Source organism: Burkholderia sp. GW821-FHT14F03, assembly GCF_058803765.1.
This window is the reverse complement of record NZ_JBXAPG010000011.1, coordinates 38,700-57,045: the sequence shown is the minus strand read 5'-3', so window position 1 is coordinate 57,045 and position 18,346 is coordinate 38,700. Positions and strand designations below refer to the sequence as shown.

Below are 18,346 nucleotides of genomic sequence, written 5' to 3'. Positions count from 1 at the left end.
GATATCGAGGGGGCGGCCGGGTCGACCCGGCCCGGAGCATGCCGCCGTGCGGCTCAGCGCGGCGCGACCGTGAAAGTCAGCAGCACCGCCGCGCTGGTAAGCGGCGCGCCCATGAAATACACCACCGTATAAAGGTTTCCCGCGGCCAGGGTCACGCCGTCGATCGACACGGTGTCGTCGGTCACGTCCTGCGCGATCCGCAGCCGCGCGAGCGGCGCCGGCGCGTTATACGGGCTCGCGCGTCCGCGCCACAGACCGATCCAGTTCTTCTCGGTGGCGGGACGATAGCCGGACAGCGTGTGGTAGCGAAGCGAGATCGTATTGGGCCCTGACGAGACGAGTTCGAGCGACACCGCGTCGACGATGCCCGTCGAGCCGTCGGGCGCGAGCAACGCCGATGCGCACGCATCGCTCACCGCGGGCCCGACGCCATATGCCACGGTATAGGGCAGGCGGCTGATCGATACGCCCGTGAGCACCACGCTTCCCATCTCGCCGTCGGTCGGGATGGCGAGCCGGGCGGCGGGCGCGGCCGTCCACGGCACGACGCTGTTCGGCCAGAGCGCCACGAAGTCGCCGTAGCGCCCGGGCTGGTTCCCCGGGAGCCCGGCGTAGTCGAGCGCGACCGTCGTGCCGGACGACTCCGTGATGACGACGGAACAGCGCGCAACCGTGGGCGCGCCGGGCGTCTGCCCGCCGGCGTGGCCGGCAAGCAGGAGCCCGAGGAGCGGCGGCGTCGCCCACCGGGCCCAGGCGGGCGCCCACGCGCGGCCTCGCGCTAGCGGCACGGCAGCGGCGGAGCCACCTGCCCGATCGGCAACTTCAGCCGGCGCAGCCGCAGCAGCGGCATCGGTTCGTCGGTGAGCGTCGACATCAGCGTCAGGTCCAGCCACAGCGTCCCGCCGCCTGCCGGCAGGTAAGCCGAGAACCACGCGCCGATCGCGTCCGCCCAGGCGCTCGTCATCCCGTCCGGCGCACCCGCGCCCGTTCCCGTCACCTTGCCCCTCAACGGCGCCTGCATCAGCACCGGCAGCACGATGGGTTCGAACGCGTCGTTCAGCGTGTAAGCGTAGGTCGCCTCGACCTGCACCGCGATCTGCGGCTGGGTGTCGTGCGGCAGCAGTGCGGCGAACAACGCGTCCAGGTGCGCCTGCAGGGGTCGCATCTCCGGCTTGCCGGTGGGCACCTTCGAGACGTCCACTTCGGCGGCGGCGTCGTTCGTCGGGTACAGCGGGTTCGCGAAACGAACCTCCGGCGTGGTGTAGACGAACGCATCGGCCGACGGCCTGCCGGGCACCAGTTCGCGGTTGCGTTCGACCCAGACGGTGGACCACGCATCCTGCCGCTCCAGGATGTCGAGCGCGGGGAGCCGTACGGTGCGCTCGGCGATGGCCTGCCCGTCGGCGGCCGTGAGGTACGCGCCGTCGGGCCCCGGGCCGGCCTTGCGTCTGTACACGTAATGGAAGCGGTCGGTCTCGCCGGCGGCCCCGTCGGTGGGCGTCCAGGGTTCGGCCGCGTAGCGCGCCGGATCGACCTCGACCACCGGCGCGCCCATCCCTTCGGGCACGGCGCCTGACAGCGACACCACCAGCGCGCGTTCGGTATCGCCCACCCGGGCCGAGCGTTCCTCGACGATGAACGCGTAGGTGAGCAGCGGGTCGCCCGCGCGCGCGCGCGGCTGCGGCGCGAAGCGCAGGCCGGGGCCGGCGGATTCGTGCGCGCCGCCCGCTGCCCGGACCAGGTCGTCGACGAGCCGGATGAACGACTGCAACGCCACGGCGGCATCGTCGATCTTCTGCTGGTCTTTGGCGGGCTCGACCGTCGCGTCGATGTCGGCGAGGAGGGTTTGCAGATCGCGGCTCACCTGGGGGAAGACGGTAACGAACTCGGCAAGCTGCGCGAATGCGTCGGGGAAGCCCGCCCGCAGCGCCGACCGCTTGCGCAGATTGAACTCGACCGTGCCGGACACGCTGTCTTGCGGGTAGTGGAACGGGAGCGAGTAGGTCAGCGCGTAGTCCCACCGCTTGAGGTCGGACAGCGCCGCCTCGTCGGGATCATGGGTGGGCGTGCCTTCCTGGGCGGTCATGCCGGGGCTTGCCGGGAACGCGCGCAGCACCATCGGCACGGCAAAGCCGCCGAGTTCGGCGGTGAGCGGTTGATCGGAATCGGGGGCGACGAAGCTGAGCCAGGTGGAGGCCTGATAGCCGTCGATGCCGGGAAGCGCGCCGATCTGATGCTCGATCTGGTCGCCCCGATAGGCCATGTCCAGTTCCACGTACGACACCAGTTCGCCGCCCGCGCCGCGCACCGATGCCGGCGCATTCAGCAGGTACGTCAGGTTGCGCGCGGGACCGGTTTGCAGCGTGAGTTTCGGCGCGCTGAAGGTGAGCGTCCTCGCCGGGAGATCCGCGGAACCCGTGGTGACGGTGCGGGTGAGCGGCGCACGGAGCGGCCGCTTCTGCGTATCCCGGAGCTTGCCGACGGTGACCGTCGTTTGCCCCGGCTGCACCGCCCGCGTCAGCGTCAGCGTGACGGTCGCGTCGGCGACCGCGGCCGACACCACGCCGATGCCGTCGCTCAGCGCGTAGTTGGCCGCATCGCCCGCGGCGGCGGGATCGAGCGGATCGCTGAACAGCAGGAGGACGGTGGCGAGCGTATCGATCGCGACGGTGGCGGCTTCGAACGTCGGCCCGAGCCGCACCACCGGCCCGAACAGGCGCGGCGGAAAATCGGCCCCGGCCCCGGCCACGTCGGCCGTGACGTTCGCGTGGAACTCCACGGCCGCGCGCGTCGTGTAAGCGGCCGACAACTGCACCAGCAGTTGCTGATAGAACGCTTCGCGCGCGGCGCTCGGATCGGCCTGCTCGCCCGCGAAGACGGGGATCATCCACAGCTTCGCGAGTCGCGCGAGGCTTTTCTTGCCCGCCAGGATTTTCCGCAGGTAGTCGTCGGACTTCAGTTCGCCGACGATCTGGATCGGCGCGGTGAAGGGCGGCGTGAGCACCTCGTCGACCGCCGCGAACAGTTGCGCGCACCACGTGTCCAGGTCCACGTCCGTGAAGTCGGCGCGCCGCGACGGCGTGGCGCTGATGCCCTTGCCGGTCGCGTAATCGTAGAGGGGCACGTCGGTACGGCTGATGAGCCGATTGCTCGCGGGTTGCGGGGCGAACACGGCCGGCTTGCCCGCATCGGTCACCGCGTACGAGATCGCCTGTCCGGCCGCGAGCCCGAGCCGCACGGCCCAGAGCGCGCCGCCGCCGCCCGTTGCGGGCGACGCGGTGCGGTCCACGCCGGTGGCGACCTTCAGCCGGAAGCGGCCGGCGGCCGACAGCGCCTGCTCGAACCCGGTGGCGAACGTGACGAGTCCCAGCGCGCCGCCGCCCGCGCCGATCGCATCCTGCAGCGGCGCGATCCGCGTGCTGGCGCTGCGTATGCCGTCGGTCGCCTCGAGGCCGGCCAGCACCGCGCCTCCGCTGCGCGCGAGCGTGAACGACGTCCACAGCGGGAACACCTGGGCCGGATTCAGGGCCGCGGGCGGCACGGCCAGATCGAGCGCGAGCGCCGCGGCGGGCGGCGCGCTGCCCGTCCCGAAGCGCGAACGGTCGAGCACGAACGCAAAGATGCTCGCCGCTCCGCCCGTACCGAACAGCCAGTTCGTCAGCCGGTCGACGTCGCCCGATGGAAGCGGCAGGCTGCCGGGCTGCCCGTCGGCGCCGGCAAGCAGCGTCGACTGAACGGAGAACGCGATCCTCGCCGGATCGGTCAACTGATAATAGAGCCGCGTGTAGACGTGCAGATCCTGCGCGGCGTTCTGCTGCACCGTGCTGGTGGACGTGGCGGGATGGTCGGGCCAGTCGAACGCGGCCTGCCCGCTGTAGCGCGTCTCGCCGTTCTTCGCCTTGACGTCGGTGACGACCAGCGTGTGACGCGTGTCCCGCGCGAGCGGCGAGACCGTGAGCGTGACGGTCTTGCCATCGGCCCCGGGCACGGCGGCGATCACCGTCCCCTGCGCCAGCCGCCAGTGCGCGGGCTCGCTCGCCGAGGCGGCGTCGAGCGCATCGGTGAAGACGACGACGACGGTGGTGCCCGCGTTCGCCGTCGCCCGCAGGAGCCCCTGGTAGCGGCCCGGATCGAAGCCCAGCCCGATGCGCAGTCGCGGCGCGCCCGCCTCGCCGCCGGGCGTCACGCGCCAGCTGGCCGCGACCGACGGCCATTGCGAGAGCGCGATGAGCGGGTCGGTGTAGCCGGTGAGGAGCGGGGCGTCGTTGAGCGGCGGCGGGTCGCCGGCCTTCGGGTCCGACAGCCGCGTCGCGAGCACGTTGCCGTAGTAGTCCTGCCACGAGAACGAGACCTGCAGGATGCCGCCCACCCCGAGGTACGGGCTGTCCTTCGCCGGCGGCAGCCCGGCGCGGTCGAACGCCGGAACCTGCTTCGCGAACCGGGCATACGGCAGCGCCTGCCCGAAATTCCATGTCTCGACCTGTTCCACCGGCGTCGCGACGCGCATCTTGTCGTCGCCGTTGGCGGCCAGCGGCCGGGTCGTGGGGCCGGCCGGCAGGCCGGGCGGAAGACTGGCCCGGAAGTCGACGTTGCCGTGCACCTGCTGGTTGAGCAGGCTGAAATTGTTCAGCAGCAACGCGGTGCCATAGGCGGACGAGGCGCCGTCCACCGGCGGCGGCGCGGGGCGCGACGCGGCGAGCGCCTGCACGCCGGGCTGCACGCTGGCGGTGCGCACGCGCGGCCCGCCCGGGATCGCGAGCGCACCGCCGGCCGCAAACAGGCCCGCCGTCAGGCGGTTGTGCGCGCCGAGCGCCGCCACGGGTTCGCCGTACCAACCGGACACGTCGGCGAGCGACGCGGTGTGCGCGTGCGCACCGGCCGTGAGCATCAGATCCGGCACGCGGATCGCGGCCGGGTGCGGCAGCGGATCGGGCAGTCCGCCCCACCGCGGATTGGCCTGGTTCAGCATCGGCACGGTGATCCCGAAGCGCTGCGCCAGATCCCGCAGCGCGATGCCGCCCGGCGGCGCCTGATAGACGCCTTCGCTCACGCGCAGCGTCACGCCCGCGCGGAGCGCGGCGTGCGCGTTGGCCTCGGCGAGCTCGGCCGGATCGCAGAACCATTGCCGCGCCAGGTCCGCGAGCGTCTGCGCGCCGGCCGCGACCGTCGTCGGCACCGGCGCCGCTTCCGCGAACAGCACCGCGTTGCCGCCGTCGAAGCGGTCCGCCGTGGCGACCGCGTTCATGTAGCCGGCGACGCGATCCTGGTCGGACTCATGCGCGGGTTTCGCATACAGGACGACGAGCGTGAGCGCCGCTTCGCCGCGATCGTTGAACAGGTGATCCGGCAGTCCGCGCTGCGCGGCGCGATCGTAGTAGTACAGGAAGAAGCCGCCCGAACGGGTGATGCTGGCTTCCCACAGCAGCCGCACGAATTCGGACGGCGGATTGAGCAGCGTGAGTGCCGGCTGCGCCCGGGCCTGGTCGAGCAGGTCCGCCGTCGCGCGTGCCGCGCCCGGGCGTGTTTCGGTCGACAGGTTGGCCTGCGCGATGCCCAGGGTCACGCTGGCCGCGCCGTCCGTCTGCACGCCCGGGCCCGCGCCTGTCGCGCCGTCGGGCGCGTAGCCCACGCGCAACTGGCCGTAGGCGCCGTCGTTCGCCTGCAACTGGCTCAGCAGGCGCTCCAGCAGCACGATCGCCGCGCCTCCCGCGCCGATCACCTCGTAGGTGGCGGCCGACGCGGGACTCTCCGCCACCGGCGGGATGCGACGCACCGTGAAATCGATCGTCGACGCCCAGCCGTATGCGGCCACCGGGCGCGTATCGGTCGCGCCGGTGGCCTCGTCGTAGCGCGCCACCCGCAGCGCGAAGCGCGGATTCACCGCGCGCACGGCGGGGTCGGGTAGCGCCGCGAGCGCGTCCGGCAGACGCCACAGGCGCAGCGACTGCCCGCCGGCCGGCGGCGCGCCGTACGGCAGCGACGCCGGTTCCGCGCTGAGCCACGGCAACGCCGAGGTGAACGGATAGGTCGCGAGCGCCGCGTGGAACATCTCGCCCGCGCCGAGCGCGTCGAGCGGCACGTCGAGGCGGGTCCGCGCCGCCTGTTCGACCTGCGCGATGCGAACGGCGTCGGCGGAGCCGGGCGTCACGCTCAGGGTGAGGTGGTCGACCGGCGCATGCTGCGCATCGGCGAAGCGCAGCCACGCCGTATCGACGCCGTCGACACGGTCGAAGCGGGCGGCGAACGGATGGGTGTCGAGCGTGGGCAGCGGGATCTGCTGTCCCGTCAGCGCGTAGAGTCCGGCTTGCGGCGGGAGCGTCAGCTGGCCGTCGGGGCCGCGCACCCACATGCCGCGCGCTTGCGGCACGATGGACCAGGTTTTGCCGGCGTCGGTGCGGCCCGACGTGGGGAAGCGCATGCCATGCATCGTGTAGCTGCTCGCCATGCCCGACAGGTGTTGCAGCGCGCCCGTGCGTTGCGCTTCGGCCAGCAGTTCGCCGACCGGGAATTGCGGCAGATGCGGCAGATCCAGCGGCGCGTCGGCCGCGAACAGGCCCACGACGCCGCCGTTGGCGGACTGGTCCGCCAGCACGTCGAGCGTCGCGCCGAAACGCGCCGCCACCCCGGCGAGGGTGTCGCCCGGCCGGGTCGCGTACCGGAACGGCGGCAGGGCGAGCGAGGCGACGGGCGCGAGCAACCCGGTCTGCGTCAGCACGGCGCTCTTCGCCACCAGGTCCGCCAGCCTCACGCCGAGCGCGTTCGCGACGTCGCCGAGCGTGTCGCGCGGCTGGACCACGTAGGCCGTCTTGTCCGGGTACGCGACCTTGGCGCCGGCGAGCAGCACGCTGCGTCCCGCGTTCGCGAGGGCCAGGTCGATCGCGTTGAACGCGCCCGCGTAGACGGGCGCCGCCGCGACGGACGCGAACGTATCGGTCGCGAGCGCGGGGCGGGTCAGGAAGGGGAAGCGCACCTGCGCGCCGTCGGCCAGCAGGCCGTCGGCGGCCAGCACGCTCGAGCCGGCCAGCAGGTCGTTGAACGTGACCGCATAGTGCGCGGCGATGCCGACGAGCGTGTCGCTCGCGACCACCGTATAGGGCGCGTGCGGCGCGAACACGATCGTCGCGCCGCCGCGCAGCAGCGTCGGATCGGCCGCGTTGGCGCCGGCCAGCGCGCTGGCGGAAAAGGCATCGTCGAAGCGCGTGGCGAGCGCGGCGAAGCTCGTCCCCGTGCGGGCCGCGTCGACCGCGACCGTCACGCCAAGCGCCAGCGCCTTCCCCGCGGCGAGCGTGTGCTGCGGATTCGACGCGAAGACGTCGTGCAGGGTGTAGGCGCCGTCGAGCTGTCCCGTGCGGTTGACCCACTGCACGATCCCGTCCACCTGCTCGCTGCCGTTCAGCGGATATTTGTAGTCGCGCAGCGCCTCCTGCGCGGCCTTCACCATCTGGCGGGCCAGCAGCAGGAAGTAGTCGGCGAACATCCATCCCGCCATCGAGAGCGGCGCCTCCGCGGCGCGCATCCGGGGCCGCGCGCCGCCCGCCTTCTGCTCGCGCTCCACCTGCACGGCCAGTTGATCGAACCACGCGCGCAATTCGACGAGCGTGTCCGCGCCGAGCGCGTTATAGCTGCCCAGCGTGTACGACGCGCCCGGATAGTGCGCGCCGTACTCGGGAAGCGTCACGCGCAGCTGCGGCGGCGCGGGAAAGTACGCGGCATCCGCCGTCGCATCCCGATCGGTCGGCGGGACCCGCAGATTGAAGCGGAACTGCGTCGCCAGGAAGGCCTGCACCGCATCGAGCGGTATCGGCGCGGGCCGGTCGTCGGTGCTGACCAGGACGTCGCCGGCCAGCCAGTCGAGCACGGCGGCGGGCACCACGTACCGGTCGACTTCCGCCGCCGTCATGTCGCCGCGCGCCGCGGCGACCACCCAGCGCAGCACCATTTTTGCGAGCGCTTCGAACGAGGTGTCGGGCGCGCTGCCCGACGCCTTGCGTGCGCCCGCGTCGCCGTCCTGGCCGGCGGGCGGCGCGGCCTCGATCAGCAGCAACGCGACCCAGCAAGGCAGCTGGCTCGCCGGTGCGCCTTCGGGCGTCCACTCGTCGCGCGCCGCGGTCAGCCCGGGCGCCAGATAGCCCCACAGGTCCGTGACGGCGCCCGGCTGCAGGCGGCGCCAGTCGAGCGCGGCGCCGCCGAGCCGGACGGGCGGCGACAGCCGGCGCGCCACGGGCGCGCGCAGCATGCCGCGCGCGGACCGGCCGTCGTCGAGCCAGGGCGCGGTGCCGGCGTTCTCGATCGCGAAGGTTTCCTTGAGCCGCATCGAGAACGAAAACGACAGCGTGATCTTGAAGAGCCCCAGGTTGATGCGCACCTTGACCGCGACGTCGACCGACGCGATGACGGTGATCGTGATCGACACGTAGGATTCGTAGGTCAGCTGCAGCAGCAGCTTGACGGTGACGTTGACGTCGGCCTTGACGATGGCGAAGTCCACCGAGCCGTAGATCTTGCCGACGATGCCGACCGTGCCGCGCAGCCAGAAATAGTAGTCGCCCTGCAGCTGGGTGGACGGTTCGCGGCCGGCGTCGGTCAGCCGGTACGGGTTCCACTTGGCGAGCACGCCCTCCAGGATGCCGACGGCCGTGATGCTGAAACCGGCGGACAGGATGCCGTATTCGATCGATTTGCCGAAACCCACCTGCATGCCGAAGCCGAACACGAGCACCGGATTGAAGGTGCCGCGCGGTGAAACCGGCACGCGGTTCGTGCTCGCGCTGGAGAGCTTGCCGAAGTAGAAGCCGGCCGAGCCGATCACCGGGATGCCGGGCGGAATGATGGCCTCGATCGTGAAGGAGCGGGAGAAATTCTCGTTCCACGGAAAGCCGATGTCCGCCTGGAAATCGCCGTTGGTATAGATCGCGATCCCGAACGTGGGCAGGGTGATCGAGTACGCGCCGACGGTGAGATGGCGCATGCGGTCGGGGAGGGTGATCTCCGCCTGGTACACGCCGACCGCATCGCTCACCTGCCGGTACATGATCTGGAAGTCGAGGCCCTTGAACACCTTGGCTGCGGGGCCGTCGAGCGCCACCCGCAGCCCGTACAGATGCGGATCGTTGAACACGGCCTGCAGCGTCAGCGCATAGCCGGGCGCAGCGCCGTTGCCCGCGCCCGATTCGCCGGCATCGATCTTCAGCACGCCGAAGTGGGTGCCGATGAGCCAGGCGCTCTGCGGATCGAAGACCACGGGCGGCACTTCGCCGGGCCTGGGCAGGGGCAGCGTCTCCATGAGGGCGATGGCTTTCTGCACCGTGTCGGCCGCGGCAAAGCCGGGTAGCGTGATGTGCTGTCCCATCGCCAGCAGGCGCAGGTCGAGATACTTGTTGCCGTTCCCCGGCGGCGTGGGCGCCGCGCCCGGCTCGCTCGCGTCCCACGCGAGCGGTTCGTTCGGGTTCGACTGCCAGAAGAACGCGCCCTTGAGCGACACCCTCACGCCACGGTCATCCCCGGTGGACGCGTACTTCACGTCGATGCCGTCGATCCGCGCGAAGCCGAGGTCGATCGGCCCGAGCAGGACGGAGAACGCGACCGTGTTGCGGTTCTGATCATTCTTGTTGAACGTGTACTTGAGCGCGAGGCCCGACAGCGGCACCGCGTTCAGGAGATCCCACGGGGATTCGAGCCCGAACCTCGAGCCGGTCGCCCACGACACCATGGTTTCGATGAGCGAGCCGAGCGTCGTGCTTTCCGTGAAGCGGAGCGTGGCGGTCCAGTCCTGCGTGTCGGGATCGGGACCGCGGACGATGCCTTCCAGCATGCCCCACGTGATGCCGTACTGCCTGACGCCGGGGCGGTAGTCGAACCAGACGGCGAGATCGATGTTGTGCCAGTTCCACTGGGTCTCGACCCGGCCGACATAGCCGCCCTTGGCGGAGGCGTCGGCCTGCGACGGGCTGAGGTAGCCCGCGCGCAGCGAGGCCGAGACGTTCAGGCCGGAAATGAACGGCACGGCCCAGGGCGACGCGGTGCGCCCGCTGATGAGGTAGGCGCGGCTGGCGGTGGGAATCAGGATGCTGAAGTCCGCGATTTCCAGCGACTGCGTGATCTTCCACTCGGCGGGAAGAAACTGGTTGAAGAGCACGGCCAGGTCGAAGGTCGTGCCTTGCTGCTGCAACGCGCCGAAGGTCCACGAGGTCTGCGGATCGTAGCTGGCGGAAACCGTCAGCAGGAACGGATGGTCGGCGCTCCCCAGCGCGATCTGCCCGGACAGGTTGCCCGTCACGCGCCCGGCGTTGCGGCTCGCGTTCAGCGTCAGGCTGCGGATCTCGATCGTCGGCCCCGGGAAGGTCAGCGTCCAGCCGACGTTCAGGTCGCAGCGCATCGTGTATTGGCCGGTGGCGGGCGTCACGCTCGCCTCGAACCCGGTGATCACCGGGATGCCCTGCGGGTCGAGCTTGACCCCGGGCAGGAAGATCGCCAGCAGGTCCGTCAGGCGGATCAGCCCGGATGCAAGCTGGCCGCGCAGCACCAACCCGGGGCCGTTCGCGCCCAGCGTCACCACGCCCGCATCGGGCCCGGAGCCGATCCGGAACGTTCCTTGAACCGACCAGTCGACGCGCCGCGCGGCCAGCGCGGCCGGGTCCTGCACGGTCACCTGCGCGCCGATGTCCTGCATCGTGAGCCCCGGGAGCAGGGACACGCTCTCCTGGGTCGTCGCGGTGATGCCCACGTACTGAATCTTGCCGGCGGCGGCATCGTAGGCGAGCTGCGCCGTGCTCACCCCGAATCCGGCGAGCGCGCCGAACGGCGCCGGCAGCGTGGCCAGCAGGTTCACGCCGCCGGCCATCTGGTAGAACTTCGCGATGCTGGGATAGGGGCGCGGGAAGTGTCCTTCCAGTTCCCAGATCGCGTCGCTGACCGGGAGCTTGAACGCCACCTCGACGCCGGCCGAGTCGAGCGTGCCGCCGACCGCGCCGACCGACGGCAGATCCGCGTCCGTCGTGTACAGCTCCACGAACGGGCGCGAGAAGCGCAGCCAGGGGAGTTCCGGCGGCGACCAGGCATCGTCGTGCGTGAAGCGGCCGTTCCCGACCACCGCGCCCTGCGGCGCGGTGAATGTGTAGACGGTCGCCATCCGAAAGCCGAGCGCGGCCGACGCGCCCCGCACCTCGATCGACACCAGGACGCCGTCGCCGTCGCGCTCCGGCGTGATGGTGCTGGCCTCGATCAGGAGCCGCTTCCCGGCGCCGAGCAGCTCCGTGTAGAAGCGGCGGAAGCTGCCGTCGGAAAACGCGCCGGGGACCAGATTCAGCGCCCCGTCCGCGCCGCGGTTGTCCTGGAGGCGCGCGAGCAGCGCTTCGAGTGCGGCGGAATCGTCCGTGACGGGGGCGTGTGGCCGCGCGTCGAGGGCGCGCGGCGGCATCGGTCCCGACGGCGCGGCGCAGGCGAGCGCCCGTTGCCGCGCGCGCGCCGCCGCCGGCTGCTGCTGGGACACGATGTATTGAAGAAACGCGGCGCCGTAGCGCAGCTTGTCGTTGTTGACGTCCCGGTAGAAATTCCGGATCGTGTCGAAATACCGCCGGTAGGGGCCGTCCGCGCCTTGTGCGGCGTAGTCCCTGATGTAGCCACCGACCTGTTCGGCCGGGTTCTCGGCGGCGCGCGCCGGCCACAGTTCCAGCGGCCAGTTGAGCTGGTTCGCGATGGCTTGAAGCTGGCTCGGCAGCAGCGGAACGAACACCCACGGCATCATCGGCGCGTCGGTGAGGACCTCGCGATACTCCGCGTAATTCACCACGGTGGACGGATACTGCACGCTCGTCGAAGCGGGACGCGCGACATGCAGATAGTTGCCGCCCAGGTTCAGCATGGTGTTGGCGGTATTCTGCCCCTCGAATACGGGAGGCAGGCTGGCGTTCTGCAACAGGTAGTTGAAGAGCGGCTCGGGGATGCTGCCAAGCTGCACGAAGACGACGCGGTCCGGGGCCGCCGCCAGCCACGCTTGCCTGGCCCGGATATCCTCCAGCGTGGGGTTGATCAGCCACGCGAAGCGGCCGGCCGCACCGATGCCTTCGAGGTAGGCGCGGCGAAACGCATGGCCGCGCAGCTGTTGCTGCAGGTCGGCGCGCTCCTTGTCGGTCATCTTCCTGGTCGTGCTTTTGCCGAAGACTTCGACGATCTGTGTCTCGCCTCGCTCCAGTTGCTCCTGCCACCCCAGTTCCACGTCGGTCGGGCCGCCTTTGATCAGCCGGTCGAGCGCGTCGACCGCGGCGGCGTCGAAGGTGTCGCAACTCAGCACGAAGGCCGACGCGGCGCCGGGGCGCGGCAACGCCCCGGCGCGCTGCGACGCGAACACGGCGGTCACGACTTCGAACATCCGCGCTTGCGGCGGCGGGCTGAACTGCAGATTGCCGCTGGTGCGAATACTGTAGACCGGCATGAAGGCCAGCGCGTCCATCGCCGGTGCGGTCGTGAGCCATTGCACGATCTCCGCCGCCCGCTGCTTGGACGGGTCGCCCGCATAGACCGCCCAGTCCGGGACGGGGAACGGGGTGCGGACATAGTAGGCGCGCTGCCGGAAGCTCTGCATGCCGAGCACGCGCTCGTCGGTGAGCGTGATGGGCGAACGGGCGTCGCTCGCGAACTGGATCTGCTCCGAAGCGGGCCAGCGGTAGGGCTGCAGCCGGAGCAGGTAATCGACCCCGATCTTCCGGGCGTAGTTCGGCGAGATAGTCTTGCCCTCTTCGACGACGTCGTCCGCGCCGCCGGTGAAGCCCAGCTGGACCCGGTCGGCGGCGTGCTCGGTCCATTCGATCAGGTCCACCTGGGCATTGCCGACCCGTCCGCGCGGTGCGTTTCCGAGTTCGGGCAGAAGCATGTAAAGCTTCGCCAGCGTATCGTTCGCGCGATTGTAGTAAACCTCGATGAGGCCCGTGTATCCGAAGCCGGGGGGCGCGCCGACGAGCTGGCGCAGGATGCCCACGGTGGAGGTCTGGTGCCCCGAGCCGGGCGTCCCGTCCACCCACATGCGGATGGTCGTGTTGCCGTCGCCGTTCAGCAGCCGGGTGAAGGCCTCCAGCGACTGCGCCATCTGGAAGTCCCAGCGGACATGCTGGCGCAGGTGGGTAAAAAGGTCGCCGAAAAGGGTCATGTCCGTTCGTGTTTCCCGGTGGGATTCAGTGAGGGGCGTGCGCGCAAGGCGCGCGCGGCCGCGGCGTCCTTCTCCTGCTCCTGCGGCTGCTGGTACATGGCGTACCAGCCCAGTCCCGACGCCTTGCCTTCGTTGTTCGGATTGCCGAACAGGTAGAAGCGGGTGGAACCGCTCGGCGGAATCTTGAGCAGTCCCATGAAGCGCAGCGCGATCTCGGTGAGCATCAGGAGGAACGCGTCCTTGCTGCGGTCGTAGGTCAATCGGATCTGGCCGATCGACAATCGCAGCACGTTCTGCAGGCTGATCACCTTGGCGCCGCCGCCGGTGCCGGGCAGGCGGATCCCCAGCATCGCGCGGTGAGCACCGGCGCCGGGGCTGTCCGGCGCCCAGGCGGTCAGCAGCCCCGCGGTCAGCCCGACCGTGCCCGCCAGATTTCCGGGCGTCCCCATGTTCAACTGATAGGACAGTCCATACCACGCGTTTCCGTCGACGCCGGCGAGGGGCGCGTCGGTGACCACGTTCAGGAAGCCGGCGGCGCCGGGCGAGGACTCGGCCGTCCCTTGCGTCAGCCCCTCCAGGCTCAGCGCGAAGTTCACGAACAGGCTGCCCGGACGCGGCGTGCTCGTCTGCATGTCGAAGCGCACCTCGGACGCCGAGAATTCGAGCGTCACGGCCGTCGGATCGGCGACCGGGAAGGTCATCAGCAGTCCGAGGTTCGCGTAGGCGAGCCCTTGCCGCAATTGACCGGGCTGCCCCGCCGGGCTGCCGAAGGAGAAGATGTCGAACGGCTCGTCCTTGCTCGCGCTGTCGCGGTTCGCCCGCACCACGGCGAAATCGAGAAAGCCGGACAACGCGAACCACGACGCGACCTTGCCGCTCGCGCCCGCGTCGCGCGTCGACATCTGCGCGCCGTCCAGCTCGATCTTGTTGAACAGCGGATGGGCGAAATGGAAGGTGCTGGTGGCCGTGGTGCCGAGGCTGTAGACCGCGCGGCCGCCGTTGTCCTGGTAGCGTCCCCGCAGCACGACGGTGGCGTACGGATTGCCGCCGGCGCCCATGCCGGTGACCGGCATGCCCAGAAGCTGCCCCAGCGTCAGCTGCGCGTGGCTCTGGAAGCGCTGGACCGCGGTGTTCTCGAACAGCGCCTTGAGCGTGAGGACGCGGAACTGATAGAGGTTGCCGGGCGCGGGCGGTATCGGCTGCGGCTGCGCGCCCGGGGGCGGCGCGACGTAGTCGGGGTCCACGTAATAGATCAGGCCGAACATCGAGCTGCTCGTCTCCAGCTCGATGGATTTCGCGGTGGGCCGGTTCGCCACCGGGCTGATCTCGATGCCGAGGTGATGCGCGTTGAAGCGGTCGCGCGCCTGTACGCCGGCCACGAGCCCGACCAGGTCGCGCGGGAGCTCGGCGATCTTCATCCGCAGGAACAGGATGCCCGTCCACGCCGGATTGCGTGCGATGGCGTTGAACTTCGCGAAGTACTCGGGCTCGGCCTGGTCGAGCGCGTTCTGGAAGTAGCGCTGCAGCCAGGACGAGAGCGCCGCCAGTTCGCCCGGGTTCGGCTCGCCGACGATCTCGCCGGGCGGCGGCGCGGGATTGGGCGCGCGGTCGGTCGGGGCGGCGAAGACGTCCTTCTGGGTCCACAGCGCGGGGTTGGCGACGAGGCTGCCCGCTGGATCGTCCGGATCCCACAGCGCGCCGCGCCGACCTTTCACGATCATCACGTCGGTGTAGTCGTCGTAGCGGTTGTTCTGCCCCACGTCGGCCTCGAACACCCAGTCGCCGACGTTGATCCGGTTCGAGAACGTCGACGGCGCATTACTCCGGCCGCTGCCGTCCGGGGAGAACGCGCCCAGAGACTTCGCGTTGGCCACCACCAGGAACAGGCTGCTGGTCGCGAAGGCCTGTTGAAGCGCCGCGCCGGGACGGCGGAAGCGCATCTGCAGCAGCGTGGACGACTGGTTCCGGGCGAGCAGGATCTGGTCCCAGCTGCCGTCCGCCTTGACGCTCACGAGCAAGCCGGCCGGCGTCGTCGTGTTGTAGCACGCCGCGTCCGCGGTGCCCGGCAGGTTCAGCGCATGCGCCTTGCTGGCGGCGCACTCAGGCTTCGCGCCGGCGATGCATTGCCGGCGCGCGGGGGAGAGCACCTCGCGCTCGAACTGCGCCATCTGGTCCGCGGAAAACGACGTGATGCCGTTGCCCGGCACGGCGCCCGAGTAGGGGACGATGGGAAACGGGTTCTCGGGCAGCATCACGGCGGGCGTCATCGGGCCGAACAGCGTCTGCTGCCGCAGCGGATGGATCAGCGTGTCGCGTCCATACAGCGCGGCCCCTCGGGGCTGCGCCACGTAGGCGGCCTTGCCCGTCGCGCCCGGACCGCGCACGACGGTCGCCCACGACGTGGTGTAGGTCCTATCCAGCAAGGGCGCGTTCACGTCCACGGGCGGGCCGACGGGCGAGATCTCCGTGAACGGATAGCGCGCGGCGTACGCGGGGGCGCGGGCGGTGAAGCGCAGGCGGTCGCCGGCGTGCGCGCCTTCGACGAACGGCATGAAAGACACGAACTCGGTGCCCTGCAGGCCGCAGATCAGATCGTGCGCGACGCCCGGCGCCGCGCCATCCGTGTGGAGGACGAAATCGCCTTCGGGCGCCAGCTGGAAATCGCGGTTGCCCTTGTCGTTGGGCGCGCCGCGATTGAACAGGAAGCGGGCCGCGTGCGGCTGCGCGTCGAGCGGCCCGGCGACCGGCGCGAGCGAGAGCTGCTGGCCGTGGGCGGTGGCGTAGTGCGACGCCAGCACCGTCGGGGCGCCGTTCTGGTTCTGTCCGGTAAACACCAGCACGCTCCGGTTTGCCTGGGCGGCGATCCTGTTCCACGGATCGCTCGGGTCGTACGAGACCGCGAAGCCCAGCATCTCGCCCGCGTCGGGCAGATAGCCGAACGCCAGGGGCAACCATTCGCCGAGCGCGGTGCGCACCGGATCGTCGTGGGGAATCTGAAACTGGAAGCCCCAGTTCCAGCCGTCGTGCAGGAACTGCCGTTGCAGGAACACGGTAAAGCCGAGGCAGCCTCGCGCCGCGCCGGACAGCGGCAGGCTGCCCGCGGCCACCTGGCTCGCCTGGGTGACGCCGGGCGCCGATGCGCCGCTGAAGAAAATACCGTTCGCGCTGCCCAGTTGCAGCGTGTCGCCGTCCAGCGTCAGCGTCACGCCGGCGCGCACGCTGAGCGTCAACGTGTCGGCGATGGGCGCGTCGAGTCGGTTCGAGACGTAGGCGCCGTTGTCGGAGATGCCCATCAGCGCCGTGCCGGCGGGCGTCGGCGCGTCAGGCTGGGTGAGCCACAGGAATCCTCGATCGGCCGGCGAGCGCGCGATGATCGTGTCCACCGCGCCGATGAAGGCGTCGAGCGCGGCGGCGGCGGCGAGGTCGGGCGGGCTGGCCGAGAAGAGGAAAGAGCCCGGCCGTTGCGTCAGCGCGGGTTCGAGGTCGATGCCCGGCACGGCCGGTAGGGCGGCGGGAAGCAGATAGGCCAGCCAGCCGGTCTCGGTCGATGCCCTGGCGGCGATATACAGCCGGCTTTCCTGGTACTGCGTGAAAAAGCTCATCCTTCCGCTCCCGACGGCAGATCCAGCGTTGAATTCGGGTTCCGGGAGGGCGAGGGGGTCTCCTCGGAGTCGATCGATGCGGGGAAGGGCGTCCGGGCCGCATGGCCCGGACGCGGCTCCTCGCTCAACCCGTGAAGGTCGTGCTGGCGGCGAGCGTGGCCTGCTTCGGATTGCTCTGCGCGTAACCGCCCTTGAAGTAACCCAGGGTGTACATGGTCCCGCGCTGGATGTTCCCGCTGGAGAGATTGAGGCCCCAGGAACCCTGGTTGGCGTTGCTGCCGATCGGCGCGAACCAGGTGGGCGGCAGGGTGTAGAGCACCGATTCCCCTTGCCCTTGCCACAGCCCGACCCAGTCGCCGTCGTTTTGCGGCGTCATGCCGATCGGCGTGGCGTAGCGGAACGAAACCGAGGTCGAGCCGTGGCCGGTGGTCTCGAGCAGCGGCGCCTGCACGGGCTCGACCGGCTTCGCGGGCCCGCCGTTGGACGGCGGGATGAAGATCGCGGCCACGATGTTCTTGACGGTGTTCCCCGTCGCAAAGGCGACCAGATAGGATTCGGCGCTCACGGAGATGCCCATGAACACGTTCGAACCGTTGGGCTGGTTGCCGCTGATGAGTTGCGAGTTGTAGGGCGCGGTGTTGACGGGAATGGCCGCCTGGGACGTTTGCCACAGAAACACGGTGTTGCCGTAGGTGTTCGGCTGATTCCCGGGCATCGAGTCGTAGTGGAAGGTGATCTGCGTCCCGGTGATGTCCTCCGGCTTGATGATGAAGCCGGTGGCCAGGGTGTTTTGCGAAGCGATATGGGTCTCTTTCGGCATGATTTCCTCGTAGTGCGAGAGGTTTTGTGGAACAACTCAAAAATCGAGAGCGAGGCGGGCGTTAAGTGTTTTTATGGGTTCACATTCTATCGATTCACTTTAATCAAAGGATTTGGATTAATCAAAGAGTATTGGTGCGGTATCCAATGGGGCCTACAAGATCTGGTAGGTTTCGACGTGGCGATATTAATCAGGCATGTGCTTAATAACACTGCGCATCCTTGATATTTCTGGATTTATTCTCGATTGACGCGCCGGCCAGGCGGGTTGGGCTGGGGATGATTCTTAATTCGTTTTTGTCATTTTCAGTAATTGGATTTATTTGGCTTCACGTGAGAATTTGTTGTTTGCGAATGAATCTGGTATTTTCAATCCGAATTCTTTCGATTCTGTCGTGCGCGTAAAGACGATTGAAAATATGCGGGATCGATTCACGCGGGCAGGGCTCCGTCGGCATCCCCGCTTCGCGTGCGCTGTGCGACCGGATCAAGGCCCGGCGGACCCGGGACGCCGCGGCGTCGCCCGGGACCGTTGAAAGGCGCAACGCCGAGGCCGCCTCAAAACGACAGGCGCGTCGTTCATCGATGCGCCGGATGCCTCGTCGATCGTGCCGCGGCCGCCGCATTCGACGCCCTGCGTGCAATGACGCGGCGCGCAGCGGGCGCGCGTCGCGCTCGAGCGCGACGACGGCCATAGGCGTGGCCTATGCCCGGCACATGCAATCGGTATTTCCAGCCGCCGCGCGATTCGCCTACAGTGTGTGCCCGAGCGCGCCCGCTTAAG

At 69.7% G+C, this 18,346-nt stretch carries 5 protein-coding genes; all 5 read right to left on the bottom strand.

What is annotated here, in order from left to right; translation table 11 throughout:
* Positions 1–53: 53 nt before the first annotated feature.
* Positions 54–788 carry a hypothetical protein gene (locus AC1RQF_RS09610; protein WP_273995199.1) on the bottom strand — a complete coding sequence of 245 codons (735 nt, stop codon included), beginning with the start codon at positions 786–788 and terminating at the stop codon, positions 54–56.
* Positions 779–13,141: a LysM peptidoglycan-binding domain-containing protein gene (locus AC1RQF_RS09605; protein ID WP_492871893.1), complete on the bottom strand. Its 12,363-nt coding sequence runs from the start codon at positions 13,139–13,141 to the stop codon at positions 779–781. The genes AC1RQF_RS09610 and AC1RQF_RS09605 overlap by 10 nt, the downstream gene beginning before the upstream one ends.
* A complete protein-coding gene (locus tag AC1RQF_RS09600; RefSeq protein ID WP_492871892.1) occupies positions 13,138–16,743 on the bottom strand; it encodes a hypothetical protein in 3,606 nt (1,201 codons plus the stop codon). The genes AC1RQF_RS09605 and AC1RQF_RS09600 overlap by 4 nt, the downstream gene beginning before the upstream one ends.
* A gap of 124 nt (positions 16,744–16,867) precedes the next feature.
* Positions 16,868–17,563 (bottom strand): hypothetical protein, encoded by a 696-nt coding sequence (locus tag AC1RQF_RS09595; protein WP_273995196.1) that lies wholly within the window; start codon positions 17,561–17,563, stop codon positions 16,868–16,870.
* Positions 17,564–17,891: 328 nt separating this feature from the next.
* Positions 17,892–18,257 carry a hypothetical protein gene (locus AC1RQF_RS09590; protein WP_273995195.1) on the bottom strand — a complete coding sequence of 122 codons (366 nt, stop codon included), beginning with the start codon at positions 18,255–18,257 and terminating at the stop codon, positions 17,892–17,894.
* Positions 18,258–18,346: the final 89 nt, after the last annotated feature.

Excerpts from the sequence above, each read along its gene's own strand:
- AC1RQF_RS09595 (WP_273995196.1), bottom strand. The coding sequence starts at position 17,563 with ATGCCGAAAGAGACCCATATCGCTTCGCAAAACACCCTGGCCACCGGC.
- AC1RQF_RS09600 (WP_492871892.1), bottom strand. The coding sequence starts at position 16,743 with ATGAGCTTTTTCACGCAGTACCAGGAAAGCCGGCTGTATATCGCCGCC.
- AC1RQF_RS09605 (WP_492871893.1), bottom strand. The coding sequence starts at position 13,141 with ATGACCCTTTTCGGCGACCTTTTTACCCACCTGCGCCAGCATGTCCGC.
- AC1RQF_RS09590 (WP_273995195.1), bottom strand. The coding sequence starts at position 18,257 with ATGGCCGTCGTCGCGCTCGAGCGCGACGCGCGCCCGCTGCGCGCCGCG.